This is a genomic window from Rhodococcus sp. 2G, assembly GCF_001886355.1.
GTDB lineage: Bacteria > Actinomycetota > Actinomycetes > Mycobacteriales > Mycobacteriaceae > Rhodococcus > Rhodococcus pyridinivorans.
In genome coordinates this window covers 3,427,677-3,446,570 of sequence record NZ_CP018063.1, presented here as the reverse complement: position 1 = coordinate 3,446,570, position 18,894 = coordinate 3,427,677, and the positions used below count along the sequence as shown (strand labels likewise).

Annotated in this window: 17 protein-coding genes; 2 read left to right on the top strand and 15 right to left on the bottom strand. The window is 64.3% G+C overall.

Features of this window, described 5'->3' with window-relative positions:
• Window positions 1-16: 16 nt before the first annotated feature.
• The 4 genes from BO226_RS16230 to BO226_RS16215 form a co-directional block, all read right to left on the bottom strand.
• Window positions 17-778, bottom strand: a complete 762-nt coding sequence (locus BO226_RS16230) for an IclR family transcriptional regulator (RefSeq protein WP_071935690.1) — start codon at window positions 776-778, stop codon at window positions 17-19.
• Between the two features lie 106 nt (window positions 779-884).
• Window positions 885-1,754, bottom strand: coding sequence for an LLM class F420-dependent oxidoreductase (locus tag BO226_RS16225; RefSeq protein WP_071936482.1), 870 nt, complete (start codon window positions 1,752-1,754; stop codon window positions 885-887).
• A gap of 150 nt (window positions 1,755-1,904) precedes the next feature.
• On the bottom strand, window positions 1,905-3,359 hold the full coding sequence (locus BO226_RS16220) for an FAD-dependent oxidoreductase (RefSeq protein ID WP_071935689.1): 1,455 nt from the start codon (window positions 3,357-3,359) through the stop codon (window positions 1,905-1,907).
• 54 nt (window positions 3,360-3,413) lie between these two features.
• A complete protein-coding gene (locus tag BO226_RS16215) occupies window positions 3,414-4,451 on the bottom strand; it encodes an alpha/beta hydrolase (RefSeq protein WP_071935688.1) in 1,038 nt (345 codons plus the stop codon).
• A 211-nt stretch (window positions 4,452-4,662) separates the two neighbouring features.
• On the opposite strand from BO226_RS16215, the gene BO226_RS16210 reads away from it, so the two are divergent.
• Window positions 4,663-5,583 (top strand): alpha/beta hydrolase, encoded by a 921-nt coding sequence (locus BO226_RS16210; RefSeq protein ID WP_071935687.1) that lies wholly within the window; start codon window positions 4,663-4,665, stop codon window positions 5,581-5,583.
• Between the two features lie 72 nt (window positions 5,584-5,655).
• Here the strand turns inward: BO226_RS16210 and BO226_RS16205 are convergent, their stop codons facing one another.
• From BO226_RS16205 to BO226_RS16190, 4 genes are all read right to left on the bottom strand, one after another.
• Entirely contained in the window at window positions 5,656-6,297 is a 642-nt protein-coding gene (locus BO226_RS16205) for a Dabb family protein (RefSeq protein WP_071935686.1), read from the bottom strand.
• Window positions 6,290-6,637, bottom strand: a complete 348-nt coding sequence (locus BO226_RS16200; protein WP_071935685.1) for a hypothetical protein — start codon at window positions 6,635-6,637, stop codon at window positions 6,290-6,292. The genes BO226_RS16205 and BO226_RS16200 overlap by 8 nt, the downstream gene beginning before the upstream one ends.
• Before the next feature lie 118 nt (window positions 6,638-6,755).
• Window positions 6,756-7,922 carry a Rieske 2Fe-2S domain-containing protein gene (locus BO226_RS16195; RefSeq protein ID WP_071935684.1) on the bottom strand — a complete coding sequence of 389 codons (1,167 nt, stop codon included), beginning with the start codon at window positions 7,920-7,922 and terminating at the stop codon, window positions 6,756-6,758.
• A 75-nt stretch (window positions 7,923-7,997) separates the two neighbouring features.
• Window positions 7,998-9,491, bottom strand: a complete 1,494-nt coding sequence (locus BO226_RS16190; protein ID WP_071935683.1) for an MFS transporter — start codon at window positions 9,489-9,491, stop codon at window positions 7,998-8,000.
• Window positions 9,492-9,719: 228 nt separating this feature from the next.
• Between BO226_RS16190 and BO226_RS16185 the strand changes: the two genes are divergently transcribed.
• Complete coding sequence (locus BO226_RS16185; RefSeq protein WP_071935682.1) at window positions 9,720-11,174, top strand: FAD-dependent oxidoreductase; 1,455 nt, start codon at window positions 9,720-9,722, stop codon at window positions 11,172-11,174.
• A gap of 458 nt (window positions 11,175-11,632) precedes the next feature.
• Here BO226_RS16185 and BO226_RS16180 read toward each other — a convergent pair whose 3' ends face one another.
• The 7 genes from BO226_RS16180 to BO226_RS16150 form a co-directional block, all read right to left on the bottom strand.
• Window positions 11,633-12,460, bottom strand: a complete 828-nt coding sequence (locus BO226_RS16180; protein WP_232237974.1) for an SDR family NAD(P)-dependent oxidoreductase — start codon at window positions 12,458-12,460, stop codon at window positions 11,633-11,635.
• A gap of 29 nt (window positions 12,461-12,489) precedes the next feature.
• Window positions 12,490-13,269: an SDR family NAD(P)-dependent oxidoreductase gene (locus BO226_RS16175; protein ID WP_071935680.1), complete on the bottom strand. Its 780-nt coding sequence runs from the start codon at window positions 13,267-13,269 to the stop codon at window positions 12,490-12,492.
• 38 nt (window positions 13,270-13,307) lie between these two features.
• Complete coding sequence (locus tag BO226_RS16170) at window positions 13,308-14,309, bottom strand: ABC transporter ATP-binding protein (protein ID WP_071935679.1); 1,002 nt, start codon at window positions 14,307-14,309, stop codon at window positions 13,308-13,310.
• The gene (locus BO226_RS16165) at window positions 14,310-15,320 is read right to left on the bottom strand and encodes an ABC transporter ATP-binding protein (RefSeq protein ID WP_083543744.1); all 1,011 of its coding nucleotides are present in this window, start codon (window positions 15,318-15,320) and stop codon (window positions 14,310-14,312) included.
• A 110-nt stretch (window positions 15,321-15,430) separates the two neighbouring features.
• Window positions 15,431-16,381: an ABC transporter permease gene (locus tag BO226_RS16160; RefSeq protein WP_071935678.1), complete on the bottom strand. Its 951-nt coding sequence runs from the start codon at window positions 16,379-16,381 to the stop codon at window positions 15,431-15,433.
• Window positions 16,378-17,322: an ABC transporter permease gene (locus BO226_RS16155; RefSeq protein WP_071936480.1), complete on the bottom strand. Its 945-nt coding sequence runs from the start codon at window positions 17,320-17,322 to the stop codon at window positions 16,378-16,380. The genes BO226_RS16160 and BO226_RS16155 overlap by 4 nt, the downstream gene beginning before the upstream one ends.
• Window positions 17,322-18,740 carry an ABC transporter substrate-binding protein gene (locus BO226_RS16150; RefSeq protein ID WP_232237972.1) on the bottom strand — a complete coding sequence of 473 codons (1,419 nt, stop codon included), beginning with the start codon at window positions 18,738-18,740 and terminating at the stop codon, window positions 17,322-17,324. The genes BO226_RS16155 and BO226_RS16150 overlap by 1 nt, the downstream gene beginning before the upstream one ends.
• Between the last annotated feature and the right edge of the window lie 154 nt (window positions 18,741-18,894).

The window sequence follows — 18,894 nt, the reverse complement described above, 5'->3', positions numbered from 1 at the left end:
GGGCGAGGACGCTCGGTCAGACGTACTGATGTTCTCGGATGCTGGGCGCTGCGCGCAACGTGCGTCGATTCTGCAGGGTCGGGACGACGTGGTTGCGGTCGAGTTTGCGCCAGATGGCGGTGGACGTCATGCGGACGGGCGCGGTCAGGCGATGTTCGAAACGCAGATGGGGGAGGGGGCCGCACAGGGACACCGCTGCAACTGCGGAACCCACGGGACCGATTGGAACCGCGATACATCCGAATCCTGCCAGCGACTCCTCCTTTTCGAAGGCGATACCGTGCTCGCGGATGCGATCGTATGTGTCACCAGGGGCACCCTCGTACGCCAGGAGCGCCTTGCCGAGGGCGGTGCTGCGCGCAGGGCGGCGCCCTCCGATACGGGTAGGCACAGCGGTGGCGAGACGTCCGCCGATCTTCTCGAGATAGACGAGGTCGTCGCTGTCGAGGACGGCCAGGTGGACGACGAAGCCGGTGACACGATGGAGTTCCTGCAAGTGCGGTAGGGCGGTCGCGTGCAGTCTGTCCTGATGGACGGCGAGCGCGCCGAGTTCCATCAGGCGCAGCCCGAGGGTGTAGTCGCGGCCTTCCCGGTGCAACCACCGCATCGACACCAGGCGTTCGAGCATGCGATGGGCGGACGAGCGGGGGAGGCCGGTCCGACGCACGATCTGGGCAAGAGTGAGCCGTCCCGCCCCGTCGAACGCGTCGAGCACGAGGCCGACACGATCAAGAACCGCGCTGGGTGCCGTGTGGTCGGCTTCAGCCTGAATCATCATAATTGCTCCTACAACCGCGGCGCACTGAGCGCGAGGACGTGGGTATTTCGATTAGGAATAGTGCCACATCCCGACGCGGTTGTGAAGCGGATCACGAGAGCGCGGGTCAGTCCTCGGGCGTTCGGAAGGCGTCGCCGTACAGACTCACCAGAGTCTCGAGTTGCTCGCAATAGTGGTCGGCCGACTCGGCGACCACGCCGGCCCCGATGATCGTCGCCCCCGCCGCCACCGCGCGATCGAGTTTTCTCCTCGTCCCGTCCGGGTCGCCCAGCGGGTCGAGTCCGGCAGCCGGCAACACGACCTCGAATCCGGGCTGCGGCTGTCTCCTGCTCAACATCGCCTGCACGTCGTCGAACGACAACCCGAAAGGAACCCAGCCGTCGGCCAGCTCGCACGCCCGTCGCAAGGAGCGTGGTGTGCGCCCACCGATCCACAGCGGCACCCGCGGTTGTACGGCGTGCGGCTCCACGACCATGTCGGAGAACTCGAAATATTCTCCGCGATAGGAAGGTACGCGCTCGGAGAGTGCGGCACGAAGCGAAGCCAGGGAATCGTCCGCCCGTGCGCCGCGGTCGGTGAACGGCACGTCGAGCAGATCGAATTCTTCCTGCAACGTGCCGACGCCGAGTCCCAGGATCAGGCGACCCCCGCTGACCGCGTCGAGGGTGCCGTAACGCTTGGCGATCTCCAGCGGGTGGTGATAGCCGAGAACCAGAACCTGCGTGGCGAGCCGGATTCGTTCGGTGTGTGCCGCCAGGTAGCCGAGTGTGGCCAACGGATCCCAGTACGTCCCGCCACGAACTTCCGCGACGGGCACCGGCACGGCGACATGTTCGCTGCAGGTGAGGTGATGGAATCCCAGGCGGTCCGCGGTGACCGCGATCCGTGTCAGCTCGCCGATCCCGGCGGTTGCTTCCCACTCGCTGCACGCGCCCGGAAGTCGCGTGACGATCGGGCTGGTGATTCCGATTCGCACCTTCGGGTCTCGGCTCGGCACAGGCGCCATGACACTCCTTCGCAACGTCGTCTCCCGGAAGTCTGCGCGTGGTGGGCACGTGAAGCACGAAGTGTCCCGGTCTACGGGAGACCTCCAGGGCGCATTTCTCCGCCGTCGTCGACCTCGACCTCACCCGATACGACGAGCGGCGTGGGCACCCGCGATGCGGCCGAACACGAACGCGTCGGCAATATGGAAGCCGCCGTCCTTGGCCCAGCTGAACGTCGAGCTCACCGTGCCCGCGGCATAGAGCCCCTCGATGATCGTGCCGTCTGCGGTGAGGACGCGGGCATGTTCGTCGCGACGAGGCCCTCCATTGGTCCACGCCAGCATCGGTCCGCTGCGATAGGCGTAGAAGGGCGGTTCGAGGAGTGGCGCCAGCGTGGCAGCGGAACGCCCGAAACGCTCGTCCACTCCCGCCGCGCACGCAGCGTTGTACGCCGAGATGCTTTCTGCGAGAGCATCGGCGGGCAATCCTGTCGCCGCAGCGAGCTCCTCCAGGGTGTCACCACGCTGGATCCACCCCGCATCGATCTCCGTCAAGTTGTCGGCGCTCCACCGATAACCGTTCGTCAGCACGTTCCATCCGACGGGGAGAACATCGGCCGAACCGCTGATCGGACCGGCCGACCTGGTGTTCTCGTCGAATACGACCCACATGGGGCGATGCGGATGCAGAACGTACCGTCCGTCGATCAACGCCTGTCCGTGCCCGGACGGAACGAACTCGTCCACGAATCGCCGGCCTGTCTCGTCGACCCAGATCACTCCACGTGAATGGACGAACATCGCGAAGTAGCCGTGGCGGGAGGCCGGGTCGGTGATGCCGTTGACCGCCATCATGTTGTCCATGTGCCACAGATCCGCGCCGACCTCCTGTGCCATACGGAGGCCGTCGCCGGTTGCGGCGGTGCTTCCCCACACCGGTACGTCGTCGAGTCCGAGATGGGTGCGTACCAGTTCGGGATCGCCTTCGAAGCCGCCGGTGGCGAGCACGACGCCGCGCCTGGCGGTGATTCGTCCACCGCCGGCAGTGACGACGCCGGTCACGGAACCTGTCGCGGAGTCGGTTGTCAGACGTGTCGCGGGCGTTTCGTACCGCACATCGATTCCTCGATCGCGTAACGCCTTCTCCAGGACAGCGAAGAGTCGTCCGTGTCCCAGTATTCCTTCCACACAATGCAATCCGCCGTAGCAGTCGCTTCCCGGCAGCTCCGGATATTCCGCTCCGGCCGAGTTGTAGTGACCGTGCGGTCCTACATCGACACCGAGAGAGGACACCCACGCGGACACCTGACGGGTTCCGTGCGACCACGCCTCGACGACAGGTTCGGGGAGCGCCCGGTCACCGCACAGTGCGCGCAGATATACGGCGGCGCGTTCGGGATCGTCGTGATGGAACCATCCACCGCCCGACACTCGCGTATTCCCGCCGGCCTCTTCGGCTCCGGACTTCTCCAGTACGACCACCCGGGCGCCCGCATCGTGAGCGGTCAGTGCCGCGGCGCAGCCGGCGGCACCCATGCCGACGACCACCACGTCCACCTGCTCGACATCGGTCTGCGATTCGGGCTCTCGGAACATCGTCGCCTCCTGGGGCGTCTACGAGCGAGCCGGGTTGCGCCGCTCGCGGAAAAGCTACGAGGCAGTTTTGGATTCCCGCACGTCCATCGTCTGCTCACCGGGAGATAATCGAACTCGGGCGAGCTGAGCGAAACGTGCGGAGACCAAGGCGCCGACCTCCGTCATCGCCTCCCTGGCTCGTGCAAGTGCTTGGGTCTGCATGAAGAAGCCGTGCCCGACCCCTGGATACCGGATGACGGCCGTCGACACCCCCGCTTCCTGCAGGCGGCGTCCGTAATCCTCCACACCGTCCCGGAGGGGATCGGCGTAGCCACAGATCACCACGGCCGGAGGGAGCCCTCTCAGATCGGTCGCCAGCACCGGGGTTCCGTACTCGTCGTCCTTTTCCGGATCGTCGCCCAGATACAACGATTTCATCCAGTCGATGTCTTCGGCCCTGAGGAACGGACTGTCGCCGAAGCGGCGCATCGACGGCCGGTCGCACCGCCGTTCGAGGCCGGGATAGACCAGCACCTGCTGAGCGATCCGAGGGCCGCCGTCGTTGCGGGCCCGGAGAGCTGTGGCCGCGGCCAATCCACCGCCGGCACTGTCTCCGCCGACTCCGATACGGTCCGGATCCAGGCCCAGATCGTGAGCGTTGTCGTGTGCCCATCGGAGCGCCGCGTAGGCTTCGTCGTGGGCCACTGGGTATCGGTGCTCGGGGGCGAGCCGGTAACCGACATTGATCACCACGGCCCGCGCGGATTCCGAGACCTCGCGCGCAAGACGGTCGAACGAATCGAGAGTGCCCATGACCATGCCCCCACCGTGGAACCAGACCAGTGCGGGTGCATCTCGATCGGGCGTCGAGTGGGGGCGGTAGATGCGCACGGGAACGGTGCCGTGGGGGCCGGTGAAATCCCTGGTCTGCACAGAGCGCATGTCGGGGCCGGGGGGCCGGACGATCGACTCGAGGGAGTGGCGAGCTGCTTCGATCCCGGTGTCCTGCAAGGAACCGACGCGGCGTGCGCGGATCGCCTCGACCAGCTTCCTCACGTCGGGATCGTAGACGTCGTCGTCGGGTGCGGGCTCGGTACCGTGAGCGGCAATCATGGTGTCGCTTCCTCCAGATCTCCGGTCGCCGGCGATCGGTGACCGTCGGGTGTGGACTGCTCTTCATCCTCACGGCCCGGTCCGTTCGATCGAAGCCTCCGTCCCACTGAGCGTGACGGCATTTCGGTCGACCGCTGGCCGGGAGACCGGGTTCCGAATCAGTGGTTCGCGTACCTAGCGTGGCCCCACGCACCACACCGAGGAGACCCACATGTCATTGCATCCCGAAGTCGAGTCCATGTTGAAGGCCCTGGACGCGGGCTTTCCGGATGTCACCACGGTTCCGCCTCCGGAACTCCGTGACCTGATCCGCAGTCGTCGTGCACCTCTTCGACACCTGCCCGCCATGCGGGACGTGCACGACATCACGATCGAGGGACCCGGTGGAGACCTCGCGCTCCGTGTCTATCGACCCGAGCGTCCCGAGGACGAGATTCCGGTGGTGGTCTTCGCCCACGGCGGTGGTTTCGTGTTCTGCGATCTCGACAGTCATGACGAGTTCTGTCGTTCGATGGCAGAGGGAGTCGGGGTCGTCGTCGTGTCCGTCGACTACCGACTCGCACCGGAGCATCGCGCGCCGGCAGCGCACGAGGACATGTACGCGGCGCTCGAATGGGCGGCCGCCAACGTCCCGGCGTACGGCGGAGATCCCACGCGTATCGTGCTCGCAGGTGACAGTGCCGGGGGAAATCTCGCCTCGACCGTGGCCATCGCAGCTCGCGACGGCGGCGGGCCGGCAGTGTTCGGCCAAGCACTGTTCTATCCGGTCATCGACGACGATTTCGATACGGAGTCGTACCGGAAGTACGGTTCGGGGTACTACAACACCACGAAGGCGATGAAGTGGTACTGGGAGCAGTACGCGCCCCAAGATAGGGACGACCCCCGGGTGATCCCGACACGGACCGATTCGCTTGCAGGATTGCCGCAGGCTGTCGTAATCACGGCCGAACTCGATCCGCCCTGCTCGGCCGGTGACGACTATGCGCAACGACTCGCGGAAGCCGGGGTCGACGTTCGGCACCGACGATTCGACGGTCTCTTCCACGGCTTCCTGACGTTTCCGTCGCTGTCGTTGACGGAGCCTGCACGGCAGGAGATCTGGAAGATGATGCGCTCACTGTTCGAGTGAGGTCGCTCCACTGAGGACGAGCCCTCGGACCATCATCGATGGTCCGAGGGCTCGTCGTCGTTCGGCCGTGTCCTACTCGATCGCGATGTCGTCCACAGCGCAGAAGGTGTGGCACACCCGATCACGGACAACGAATTCAGGGCATTCCGGATCGAACCAGCGATCGACGATGCTCCAGTGAACCGGATGATTCAGGTACTGCCCCATGAGAGCGTCGTGATCGGTGAACTCCTGCTCCCACACGTGCGTCCATTCGGTGCGGCCCACCGAATCGGCTACCCGGCTCAGCCGCCATGCGACGATCGAGGGGATATATCCCGGCATCTTCAACAGGTCGCCTTCGAATTCCTCGACGGCTTCGGTGGGGCTGCCGGGATCGACCCGCACCAGTAACACCCGGTAGACCGTGCGAGGCTCGTCCGGGCGTGTGCGTGCCGGAGAAGCGGGATAGCCGACTCCGTCCACATATGCCGCGATCGGCGCACGGAGGGTGGCGTCGAAACGGCCGATGTCCCGAGCGGCGGTCTCGGCGGAGGGAAAGCGAAGGTGGACCAGGACATCGCCGCCGTTGATCACGCCGGGCAGGGTGGGAGCGACGAAGTGTCCGACGGTGTCGAGTTCCTTGGCGGCGATTCGAACGGTGTCGACGTATGCGGCGCGTTCCGACGTGCTTGCGGACTCGTCGAAATGCACGACTCTGACCACGTTATACATCGGCGAGTCCTTCGATGTCGGCGGCCTGGGCGGCCATCGTCCGCGAGCGCTCGGTGATGTACTCGTTCATATCCGACCACCACCGTCCGAGTTCGGGGTCTCGTCGTCCCTGTCGAGTCATGTTCCACCACGACGTCACGCCGTCGACCGACCACGTGATGGTGACTATGTTGGCTTCGTCGTCGGACCAGAGTGGAGGGCTGACGAGAATCCGGTCGAGCGTCATTCCTCGTCCACGTCCCCCCGGTACGTATTCGGCGACGTATCGGTCGACGAACGTACGTGCACATCCCGGCTTCGTGACCACACGGTCGACCACGAAGATCTTCTCGTCTGCCATACCGGAAACCCTACGGACGACCGGGCTTCTCGGCAGGGGTGCATCCCGCTTCGCGGGAGGGTTTTCCTGATAGAAACAAGCAGGCCCACACGTTTATCGTGTGGGCCTGCCATCAACTTCACAGGTTCGCGTCGACCTGGTCCGCGCTCGCTCGGGCGATGTTCTCCTCGACCTCTCGCTTCCAGCTCGACACAGCTCGATCCGTGTCGATCTCGAACTCGAAACGCCTGGTCATGTCTTCGGTGACGTCGTCGACATCGACGTAGAACTGCTTGTACCAGCGGCGGAGCTGATACACCGGGCCGTCCTCCTCCGACAACAGCGGATTGTCGATCGGCGCCTTGTTCTTCCAGATCTCGACGTCCTGCTCGAACCCGACCTCTACGCCCGCCGCGAACTGCGCAGCCATCTCATCTGCTTCGGCATCGCTCAGACCCGGCAGCTTCTTCACCATCGCGCCGTATTGCAGGACGAAGGAGTTGTTCGACACCGGGTAGTGGCAATTGATGAGAACGGTTTCGATCTTCTGGCCGCTCGATTCGTTCTCGAGCCAGTCGATCATGTACGAGGGTCCGAAATACGAGGCGTACGACTTGTTGGGGATATCCGGGTTTCCGTAGTTGGTCCCGAGTTCCATGTCCTGGCGGCCCTTCGAGTGCATGATCTGGGTCGCGACGTGGCCCTCGAAAATGTTCTTGAAGAACACGGGGAAGGCGTAATGGACGTAGAAGAAATGCGCCATGTCGACGACGTTGTCGACGATCTCACGACAATGGGATCCCTCGATGAGGATGGAATTCCATGTCCAGTCCGACCATTCGGACGAGCCGACACCCTGGATCTCGGGAATCGTCACGTCGGGCGGAGGAGGATTGCCCTGCGGATCGTGCCAGACGAACAGTTGGCCGTTGCGTTCGAGCGTGAGCCACGCCCGCGTCCTTGCCAGCGGCGGCACGCGGCGGGCGTAGGGAATGTCCGTACAACGGCCGTTGCTGCCCCATCGCCAGTCGTGGAACGGGCATGCGATGGAGTCACCCTTGACCGTTCCTTGGGCGAGATTACCGCCCATGTGCCGGCAGTAGGCATCGAGCACCGCGAGTTCTCCCTTGCCGGTCTCGAAAACGACCAGACTGGTGCCGAAGGCGTCCACTTGATGCGGCTTACCGTCCCGGAAGGTTCGTGCGAGTCCGAGGCAGTGCCACCCCCTGGCGAACCGAGCAGGCGGGGCCGCCGCCTCGATCTCGCGGATCTCGTCGTTTCTGTTCTCTGCTGTGCTGTGTGACATGTGTCCTCCGGACGGATCGAAATGTGGGACGGGCGCAGAGGTTGTCACCGTCTGCGTGGTGAACACGGTTCGCTTTCAGACTGTGGCGCCGGACATGTCGACACCGTCCTGGTCGCTGCTCACGGGCGAGTCGACAGCGTGCGCCTGCTGCGGCCGGCCGATGAACAAGCAGATCGCCGCCACGACCAGCGAGCACAGCACGAACCAGCCGACTGCCAGATCGAGCGACGCCGACGTCGGCATGGTCGTCCCCGGCACCGTCCACAGCGAGAGCATGACCGACACGATGGCAACGCTGATGGCGGAGAACGCCTGACGCGCGGTGGCCAGCACCCCGGTCGTGACGCTGGTGACGTCCTCCGGTACGGATTCGATGACGATCTTCGGGTAGCCGGTATAAGCGAATGCTGTTGCGACAGCAGCAACGACGAACACAGCGATCATGACCGGCAGCGACTTGTGGCCGACGAGAATCAAGAGGTTGGCCACGGCGAAGAGGACGGCTCCGATGAAGAACGCGGTCCGGCCGCCCCAGCGCCCCGCGACCAGTCCCGCTATCGGGGACGCTGCGAATCCGATGATCGCGCCGATGCCACCGATGAGACCCGCCACGGTTGCCGACATACCGAGTCCGACGGGCAGGGAGGCCGGAGCCTGGAGGATCATCGGAGTGACGATCTGGACGGCTCCGACAGGACCGAGAGCCAGAACTGCTACGCCGATCAGATTGAGGGTCATCTGCTTGTTCGCGAGTGCGCGGAGGTTGACGAGAGGTTCTGCCAGACGCAATTCCCATACGGTCCACACACTCAGGACGGCAAGACCTCCGATGATGAGGACAAGCACACCCACGCTGGTCCAACCCCATGTCGGCCCCTGCGTGATGCCGTAGAGCAGGGCTACCAGGCCCGGGGTCAGCAGGGCAGCACCCAGATAGTCGAACCGGGGGAGCTCCGTGCGTGTGTGACTGCCGGGCAGGGCGAACGCTGCGATCACGGACGCGACGACGGCGAGCACGGCGGCGAAGACGAAGATCATGTGCCAGTCGGCCACATCGAGAAGTACTCCCGCGACGAAATAGCCGCCCGACCCGGCCAGCAGGGCCGCGCCGCTGATGTATCCCACGGCGAGCGATACCTTGCCTGGCGGAAGTGTCTCTCGTGCGAGCCCGTAGCAGAGCGGCAGGATGGCGCCGGCGACGCCCTGCACGCCTCGACCGAGGATGATCGCACCCATCGAGTCGCCGAAGACGCTGATGACAGAGCCGAGTGTCGACGCCATCATCGCGATGATCAAGACCTTCTTGCGGCCGTACAGATCTCCGAGGCGCCCGCCGACCAGCGCGGTCGTCGCGGCGACGAGCATGAAGGCGGTCACCGCCCACCCGGTGGTCGAGGCCGGTGCATCGAAGATCTCGCCGAACCGGGGCAGGGCGATGAAGATCATCCCGGCCTCGAAGGCGCTCACACATTCCGCCAGGACCAGGGCAGCGATGATGAAGGTCGTGGATCTGGTCACCGCTGCACGATCGAGACGACCACCGGGCGGCGGGGTTGAGGGATCGGACATCCGTTGTCCTCCTGAGACGAGGCGAGGGTGGTTTCACCGCCCGCTGCGGCGAAACCTTCGTTCTCCGTCGGCTCACACCGATCGAACCGATTCGGGACGAGTGTCGGCGGTCACCATCGTGAGTGCCTCGCTCACGGACCACTGAGCGGGACAATCCATCCCTTTCCGGGTGGGAAGAGTGGGACGGTGCGGCCGATCCACCTTGTCGCTACCCCCGAGGAGGACGCGATGTCCGACGATTCCGTCCGTCCCGTATCCGAGTCCGAGATCTCGGCGTGGGATCTTTCCGCCGACGTCGTCGTCGCCGGCTACGGGATTGCCGGTGTCACTGCTGCTGTCGAAGCTGCGCGTGCCGGCGCCGACGTCCTCGTCCTCGAACGATCCGGTGGATGGGGCGGCGCAGCGTCCATGGCAGGTGGATTCATCTACCTCGGCGGCGGAACCCCGTTGCAGAAGGCGTGTGGCTTCGACGACACGGTCGAGAACATGAAGACCTTCATGAAAGCTGCACTCGGCCCCGCTGTGGACGACGCGAAGATCGACGCGTATTGCGAGGGTAGCGTCGACCACTACAACTGGCTGGTCGAAGCCGGGGTGCCGTTCAAGGAGGAGTTCTGGGGTGAGCCCGGTTGGGAGCCGGCGCACGACGAAGGGCTGATGTACTCCGGGGGAGAGAATGCCGCACCGTTCGCGGGTGTGATTCCTCCTGCGCCGCGGGGACATCTGCCGAAGATGGGCAATAAGAAGACCGGCGAACGCGGGGGCGGGTACATGCTGATGAAGCCCCTCGTCGAAACAGCCGAAAAGCTGGGTGTGAAAGCAGAATACGACATCCGGGTGCTGACCGTGGTCGTGAACGACGATGGCCGGGTCGTGGGCGTGGTCGCGCGCAGGTACGGCAGGACGATCGCCATCCGCGCCCACCGCGGTGTCGTGCTCGCGATGGGAAGTTTCGCATTCGACGAGGAGATGGTGCGCGACTACGTGCCGGCCCTCCTCGGACGTCCCGGATCGGCTGTCGACGCGCACGACGGCCGGGCGATCCGGATCGGCCAAGCACTCGGTGCTGCGACGGCCCATATGGACGCTGCGGAGGTCGCCGTCCACACTTCACCCCAGCTCATGATTCGTGGAATCCTCGTCAACGCGCACGGGCAGCGGTTCATCGCGGAAGACACCTATCCGGGCCGGATCGGGCAAGCGATCCTCTTCCATCAGAACAACGAAGCCTTCCTGATCCTCGATCACGACGCGTACGACGAAGCATTGCAATCGGGTTTTCCTCTCCCGCAGCCTGATTGGGTGTGCGAAAGCGCCGGCGAACTGGAACAGGAGATGGGACTGCCCACCGGCACGCTGACCTCGACCGTGGACGTCTACAACATGCACGCCGAGGGCGGATCGGACCCGTTGTTCTTCAAGAACGAGAAATGGGTGCGGCCGTTCGGAACGCCGATCGCAGGGTTCGACCTGCGCGGTATGACGAGCGGGTTTCCCCTGGGCGGCCTGAAGACCGACACGGACTCGCGCGTGCTGCATGTTTCGGGCGAGCCGATCGCGGGGCTCTTCGCAGCCGGTCGGTGCACGGCCGGGGTCTGCGCGGGTGGCTACGCCAGTGGTGCCAGCCTCGGAGACGGCAGTTTCTTCGGCCGGCGGGCAGGTGTCGGCGCCGCACGCGGATAGTCCGATCCTGCTGCGGATGGCCCTCGTCCTCGAAACAGCCCGCCGAGCGGGGACACATCCTTCCCCGCTCGATTGTGCCCTGGCTATCGTCAGGTCGAACTGCTGATTCGACCGCTGCAGCTGCTTGGGCATCGCGGCGGCGACCGTGGGCAGGTGAGCACGCTTCGGCTTCGACAATCAAACCCGGATGGCCTGGGCACTTTGTGCAGCGTGGTGGTTCCATTACGCCGAATGGGACGCCGAGGCGTTCGGAGGCATCGTGCTACGGGCCGTCGTACATGATCGACTACTTGTGGAACGACTCGCCGGCCGGCGAACTCGAAACGGTGTTGATCAACTGCGGCGCTGGTATGAGCAGTTCTATGTCGACGTCGAGGATGTTACGCCGGACTGACGGTGTTCCGCGAGGGCCGGCTCGGGCGATGATCCGGGCCGGCCCTCGGGCGATCGGTACGCCGTCAATCGAGTTGCGCGCGCACCCGATCGACACGTTCCTGCCAACGATCCAGCCACTCGGGTGATGGGAAGATGTGAGTCTTCTTGGCTGCCATGGCAGTAACGACGAGGTCGGCGACGTATTCGGTCGAAACCCCTTTCTCGATCGTGCTGTTCACCTGATTGCGTAGCTCTTCCAGCTCCGGATCGGCCTGTGATCTCGGGATGTGGCCGGCCGGAGCATTGCGCTCGTCGTTGCGGATGGAGGTTGCGGTGAATGCCGGGCAGAGGACCGCCACGCCCACGTGAGGGAACTCCGTCGCGAACTCGTGCGCCATACTTTCCGACATTGCGACCACAGCCGCCTTCGACGCCATGTACGGATGTAGCGGTGCAGTGGTCGTGAAGCCCGCCATCGACGCGGTGTTCACGATGTAAGCCTCGTCCTGAGCGGCCAGTAGTGGCAGGAAGATGTTGCAGCCGTTGATGACTCCCCAAAGATTGACACCGATCGTCCACTCCCAGGTAGCCAGGCTGGTGGCCGCGAATCGCTGCATCCCGCCGACTCCAGCGTTGTTGCAGAGAACGTGGACCGCGCCGAACCGCTCCACGGTGGCATCGGCGAGCGCACGGACCGAATAGGCATCGGCGACGTCGGTTCGCATGGGCAGGACTTCCCCGAGTGTGCCGAGCTCTGTGGCCGTCTTGGCGAGATCGGTTTCGTCGAGATCGGCGATGACGACCTTCATGCCTTCCTCGAGGAACCGGGTTGCGAGCCCGCGCCCGATTCCGTTTGCCCCGCCGGTTACGACGGCGACACGTCCTGCTAGTTCCTTCACAGTCCCTCTCATTCAGTGAAAAACGCGATTCGCGTCACCCGTCAACGACCGAAGTACGAACCACCGTTCAGGTGGACGGTCTGCCCGGTGACGAAGTCGCCGGCCGGCGAGCAGAGCCATAGGCATGCGGTTCCCACGTCCTCACCCGTGCCGAGGTGTTGCATGACGTTCCCGTCCCAGATGGCATCGATGACAGGCGAAGAACCCGATTCGATCGCTTCGCGCAGTTTCTCCATCAGGCCGAGCGCAAGAGTGTTGACGGTGACTCCGTGTGGCCCCACTTCCATGGCTATGTGGCGTACGGCGCCTTCGATTCCTGCCTTTCCGGCCCCGTACATCGAACCGCCGAGACCCCGGCTGGGCACCGAGCCGGAGCCGGAGGAGATCTGGACGACACGACCCCAACCTCGCTCGACCATCCCAGGAAGAACGGCGTGCATCATATTGAGTGAGCCGAAGATATTGATATCGATGTACGGACGCCATGTGTCCGGAGTCGAATCGAGGAACGGAAGCATCTGCCCACCGATCGGCAGGCCGGCGTTGTTGACAAGGATGTCGACGGGACCCACTTCCTTCTCGGCTGCCTGCACGCTCGTCGTGACCCGGTCGTAGTCGGTGATATCGAACGGCACTGCGAGCGCCGACCCGCCCGCATCCCGGATGTGGGCCGCACCGGCTTCGGCGCGGTCGGCCACTACGTCGTTGACGACAACTGTGGCACCGTACTCCGCGAGTATGCGTCCGATTCCCAGACCCGTGTTCTGTCCACCTCCGGTGACGAGCGCGACCTTGCCGTTCAGATCGAAGTGGGTGTTCATGCAGTACCTCCACGTTGATAGGTTCGAAAGTGTTTCGGCTACGCAGAGTTCAGCGGAAAGTGACACGCGGCGTAGTGAGATGGGCGAACCTCCCGCATCCGAGGTTCCTCCTCTGCGCAGAGGGCTTCCGCGCGAGGGCATCGGGTGCGGAACCGGCACCCGCTCGGCGGATCGATGGGCGAGGGCAGGTCACCGGACAGGGTGAGCTGTGTCGGCACGACTTCGGGATCGGGTTCGGGGATCGCCGACAGCAATGCCTCGGTGTACGGATGCAGCGGAGCTGCATAGAGCACGTCCGGTGACGCGACCTCGCAGATCTTGCCCAGGTACATCACCATCACCCGGTCGCTGACGTTCTTGACGACAGCGAGATCGTGAGCGATGAACAACAGCGTCAGCCCGTACCGTTCCTTCATGTCCTCGAGCAGATTGAGGATCTGGGCTTGGACCGATACGTCGAGAGCGGAGACGGGTTCATCGCAGATCACCAGCTCGGGCTCGACCACCACAGCGCGGGCTATCGAGATGCGTTGGCACTGCCCCCCCGAGAACTCGTGAGGTCGGCGGTCTCCCGCGACGGTCGGGTCGAGGCCGACCACCGAGAGAATGTCGTCGACCATGGCCTGCTTCTCCGCGCGACTGCGTCCGCCGGCGACGTCCAATCCTTCGGAGACGATGTGTCGAACCTTGCGCAAAGGATTGAGCGACGAGATGGGATCCTGGAAGATCATCTGGAAGGTCCTTCGCGCCGAGCGTAACTCGCGCGGGGACATTCCAGACAGATCGGCACCCTTGAACTTCACCTCGCCCGAGGTGGGCCGCGGCAATTGCATGACGGCCTTGGCGACTGTCGATTTTCCGCAGCCCGATTCACCTACCACACCGAGTGTTTCGCCGCGTGCGATATCGAAGCTGACGTCCGAGACCGCCTGCACCTTCCCGGCTCGTCCGGTGTCGTATTCGACGACCAGATTGCGGACGGTGAGCAACAGATCGTGACTGTCCGCTTCCCGCAGGTGGGCAGTTCCCGTACCGGCCATCTACAGCACGCTCCTCGAGTCCACAGGAAGACCGGCGGCGGTCCGTCCTTCATCCAGATTGGTGGTCCACGCGTCGTCCCCGGCAGGTGTACCGACGGGGAAGAAGCAGGCATGACGGTGGCGATCGCCGGTCGTTCCGTCTGTCGTCAGTACCGGTGTCTCGGCAAGACATCGCGGCCGTGCATGCGGGCAACGCGCAGCGAACGCACATCCCGGCGGTGGATCGACGACGGTGGGCGGTCGACCCGGAATCGCGCGCAGCCGGGTATGGCTGGGGTCGGAGATCCGTGGAATCGATCCCACCAGCGCACGGGTGTAGGGATGCCGCATTTCCTGGAACAGGACCTTGGTCGGTGCCTGCTCGACGACTCGCCCCGCGTACATGACTGCGATCTCGTCGGACCTTCCGGCAACGACGCCGAGGTCGTGCGTGATGAGAACCATCGCCATGCCCTGCTCGCGCTGCAGCCGCTCGAGCAGCGTGAGGATCTGGTGTTGCACCGTCACGTCCAGTGCCGTCGTCGGTTCGTCCGCAATCAGTAGTCGCGGTGAACATGCCAGCGCCAAGGCGATCACGACGCGCTGGCGCATGCCTCCGGACAGGTTGTGCGGGTACTGCTTCAAACGTTTGCGCGGTTCGGGGATGCCAACCCATTCGAGCAGTTCCTCGGCCCGGTCGAGAGCTTCGGACCTGCTCATCGGAAGGTGCCGGCGCAGGGTCTCGGTAAGCTGTGCGCCGATCGTGAGGACCGGAGTCAGCGAGGTCATCGGGTCCTGGAACACCATCGCCATCCGGGCACCCCACAGTTTGCGGGCTTCGTCCCGGCCGAGGGTGGCCGTGTCGCGACCTTCGAACTCGATCCTCGAACCACTGCGCATCACGGCGCTCGGTGCGAGGATGTTCATCACAGCTCTCGACAGCACGGACTTGCCGGATCCGGACTCGCCGACGATGCCGAGGGTTCGTCCCGGCGCGACGTCGAGTGTTACACCGTCGACCGCCCGGACCATGCCGCGGGGGGTATCGAACCAGACACGCAGATCCGTCACCGTGAGCGTAGGTGTCCGGGTGTCCTGCTGCAGAACGTCAGTCACAGCGTCGATGTCCTTTCCATTGACGGTCACAGCGACGACTCCCGGCCCACGCGTCCCCGTGCCCAGTCGCCGACCCGATTGAGTGAGAACACCGTGAGGAAGAAGAACACGCCCGGGACAAGCACCAACGACGGGTTTTCGTAAAGGCTCTCGCGTCCGGCGGCGATCATTCCGCCCCAACTCGGTGTCGGCGGCGGAACGCCCAGACCAAGGAAACTCAGAGAGCCCTCCGCGACGACGAGTGTGGCCGCGACGACGGTGGCGAACGACACCACCGGCAACAGCACGTTGGGAAGGATCTCGCGACGGAGTATGCGGATACTGTTCGAGCCCATCGACTTCGCCGCGACGACGAATTCGCGATCTGCGTAGGCGATGGTGTTGGCGCGGGCGATGCGCGCGAACGTCGGTGCTCCGACGACACCGAGTCCGATCGCAAGAGTCACCGCACTCGGTTCCCGCAGCGCGACCAACGCGATCAGGAGAATGAGCGGCGGGAACGCGAGGATCGTATTGGTCGACAAGTCGAAGACGACGTCGAACGCGCGACGGAAATAGCCCGCGACGAGACCGGTGGCGGTACCGATCACCATCGCGACCAGGGTGGCGCCGATTGCGACCGCCAAGGAGATTCGTGCACCGTGCAATGCCCGGCTGAGCTGGTCGCGGCCGAGTTGATCGGTGCCGAGGACGTGCTGGGTGTTCTGGAACGGGGGCAACGAATACAGGTCTCCCACAGCGTCCGGGGCCGGCAATGGCAGTAGGTCGACGAACACCGCGGCGAGGACGATCGCCACCAGCCAGCACCCGCCGAGAAATGCTCCGACGTCCCGTCGACGGCGACGGCGCCCGGTGGGTCTCACTTCGGCAGACGGTGAAGTCAGTTCGTCGACGGGAACGCTGCCGTCCTGCGGATCGAGGACAGGGAGCGGCTCCTCGGAGACGACCGACGTGGGTTTGTCGAGGCTGTGACTCACGAAGTCCTCACTCTCGGATCCAGAAGGGGATAGGTCAGATCGACGAGGGCGTTGAGCAAGACGTACGCGACTGCCACCACGAGGACGATGCCTTGCACCAGGAGGAAGTCCCTGCCGGTGATCGCGGTGATCACCAGCGTGCCCAAGCCGGGGAGTGAGAACAGCGTCTCGACGATCACGGTCCCTCCGATCAGTCGGCCGAGCGACACGCCCATCACCGTGAGTAGTGAAAACGCGGAGGGACGCAGTGCGTGGACCAGCAGGATCCGCGGTGTGGACAGTCCTCGGGCCCGGGCAGATAGGACGAAGTCCTGTTGCAGCGTCGCCACCATGTCGTTTCGGAGAAGGCGGATGAAACCCACAGTTTCGACTGCAGCGAGTGTCACGACCGGGAGAACAAGGCTACGTATGTGGGGTACGAGTCCTTCGGACAGTGGTGTCCATCCGGTGACCGGCAGGGCCGACAGCGTCACCGCGAAAACGAAGACGAGCAGCACGCCGAGCAGGAAGCTCGGGATCGAGAGGGTGATCGAGCACAGGAACGTCGCAATGCGGTCCACGAGGCCGCCTGGCCGATAGCCCGAATAGACACCGACAGGAATGGCGATGAGCAGTGCGAGGAGAATCGACAGAGTCGCGAGTTCGAGCGTGACCGGCAGACGCTCGAGAATCGAATCGGTTACAGGGACCTGTGACTGCATCGAGCGTCCGAGATCGCCTTGGAGTGCGCTACCGAGCCACGAAAGGAAGCGTTCGGGTAGTGATCCGTTCAGACCGAATCTCTCTTCGGCAGCGGCGCGCATCTCCGGAGTTGCACCCTCGGGCAGAACTGAGGCGAGACGATCACCCGGGATCGTTTCCAGAAGAAGGAAAGTCGTTACGCTCACCAGGGCGAGAACCGAGACGAGCTTTGCGGCATGCCGTGCTACGGCTCGGTACATCATTGCTGAATCCACACCAGGTCGGGACGGAACCAGAACTGGTACGCAACTTCGACTCCGTGCACGTTCGCCGGACTGATCAGGTCGGTGCGGGCGTGACGCCAGAAGCGATAGGCGTTGGTGGCCACCAACTCGTTGATCGCCGTCTTGTATGCGCTCTCCACCACTGCCGGGTCGTTCGATGTGTGAGTGAGATCGAGAGCCTCGTCCACGGTCGGGTTGGAATAGCCCGAGTTGTTGGACGACCCTCCTGTGCGGAAGACCTTGTAGAGATTGTCGGGGTGGGCGCCTCCGAGACCACTGACGATCAGATCGTAGTCGCCGGACGTCATTGCAGCCGCGAATGCCGCGCCTTCGAGTGGGACGATACGCACTCGGAGACCGTCGACTCGCTGCAGCTGGGATTGGATCAACTCGGCGGTTTGGCTCAATACCGGACTTCCGGCAGTGAGAACGTAGGCCAGTTCGATGTCACCACTACCGGTGCGAGACCGGTAGTCGTCGAGAAGCTGCTGCGCCCCTTGAACGTCCGGTTCGGGCCACGCCGACCCCGGATCGTAGAGCGGGCTGTCCTCGGGAGTGAAACCGGATGCGACGGGTTCGCCGGCATAGACGGCGTTCATGATCTGCTCGTTGTCGATGAGCTTCGCGATCGCGGTGCGCACATCGGGATCGGCGAGCGGGCCGCGATGGCTCAGCCGGAAGCCCGTGCCTCCGAGCATAGGCGCAGAGGTGACGTTCATACCTGCGCTTTCCGCTCGATCGGCGTACTTCCGCACGGTGACTGCCATGACGTCGACTTCGCCGGCTTGGAGGGCGTTGAAGCGCTGGTCGTCGGCAGGGATCGTCTTCAACACGAGTCGGTCGACATACGGGCGGGGCTGGTCCCAATAGGTCGGATTGCGGTCGAGGACCATCTCTGTGCCGCGTGCCCAGGAGGTGAGGGTGAACGGTCCGGCGCCCACGGGATTGTTACCGAAATCCGCGCCCAGCGCTTCGATCGCGGTGGGTGAAGCGATGTATGCGAGTGCCTCGGTGAGACCGAAATCGAGTTGGTAGTTGACTTCCTTCGATGTAACCGACAGGGTCGTCGGATCGACGACCTCCCAGTCGATGGTCTCGGCAACGGAAGCGCTCGGCGATAGAAGTGCCGGATCGAGTATGCGGCCCCAGTTGAACGCCACGGCAGCCGCGTCGAAGGGAGTGCCGTCGGAAAAGGTCAGACCAGGCCGCAGTTTCAGTGTCCAGGCCCTGCCATCCTCGGTGGTGAAGGACTCCGCCATGCCCGGATCGATCTCACCGGTCTCGAGATCGTAGTTGAGCAGCGCACCGTACACCGCTTGGCACGGACCGACGCCGATGCCGATAGCGCAGGTCGCAGGATCTACGGACTGCGCCTCAGTGTTGTACGAATACACCAGCGTTCCACCACGCACAGGGTCGCCTGCGGGTGACAGGGAGGAAGCTTCTCCGCTTCCGCACGCGGACCCGAGCAAGGCGACAACGGCCCCGATACAGGCGACCGCCGTCGAACGTGGACGAATTCTCACAGCACTTCTCCTCGACGAAGTC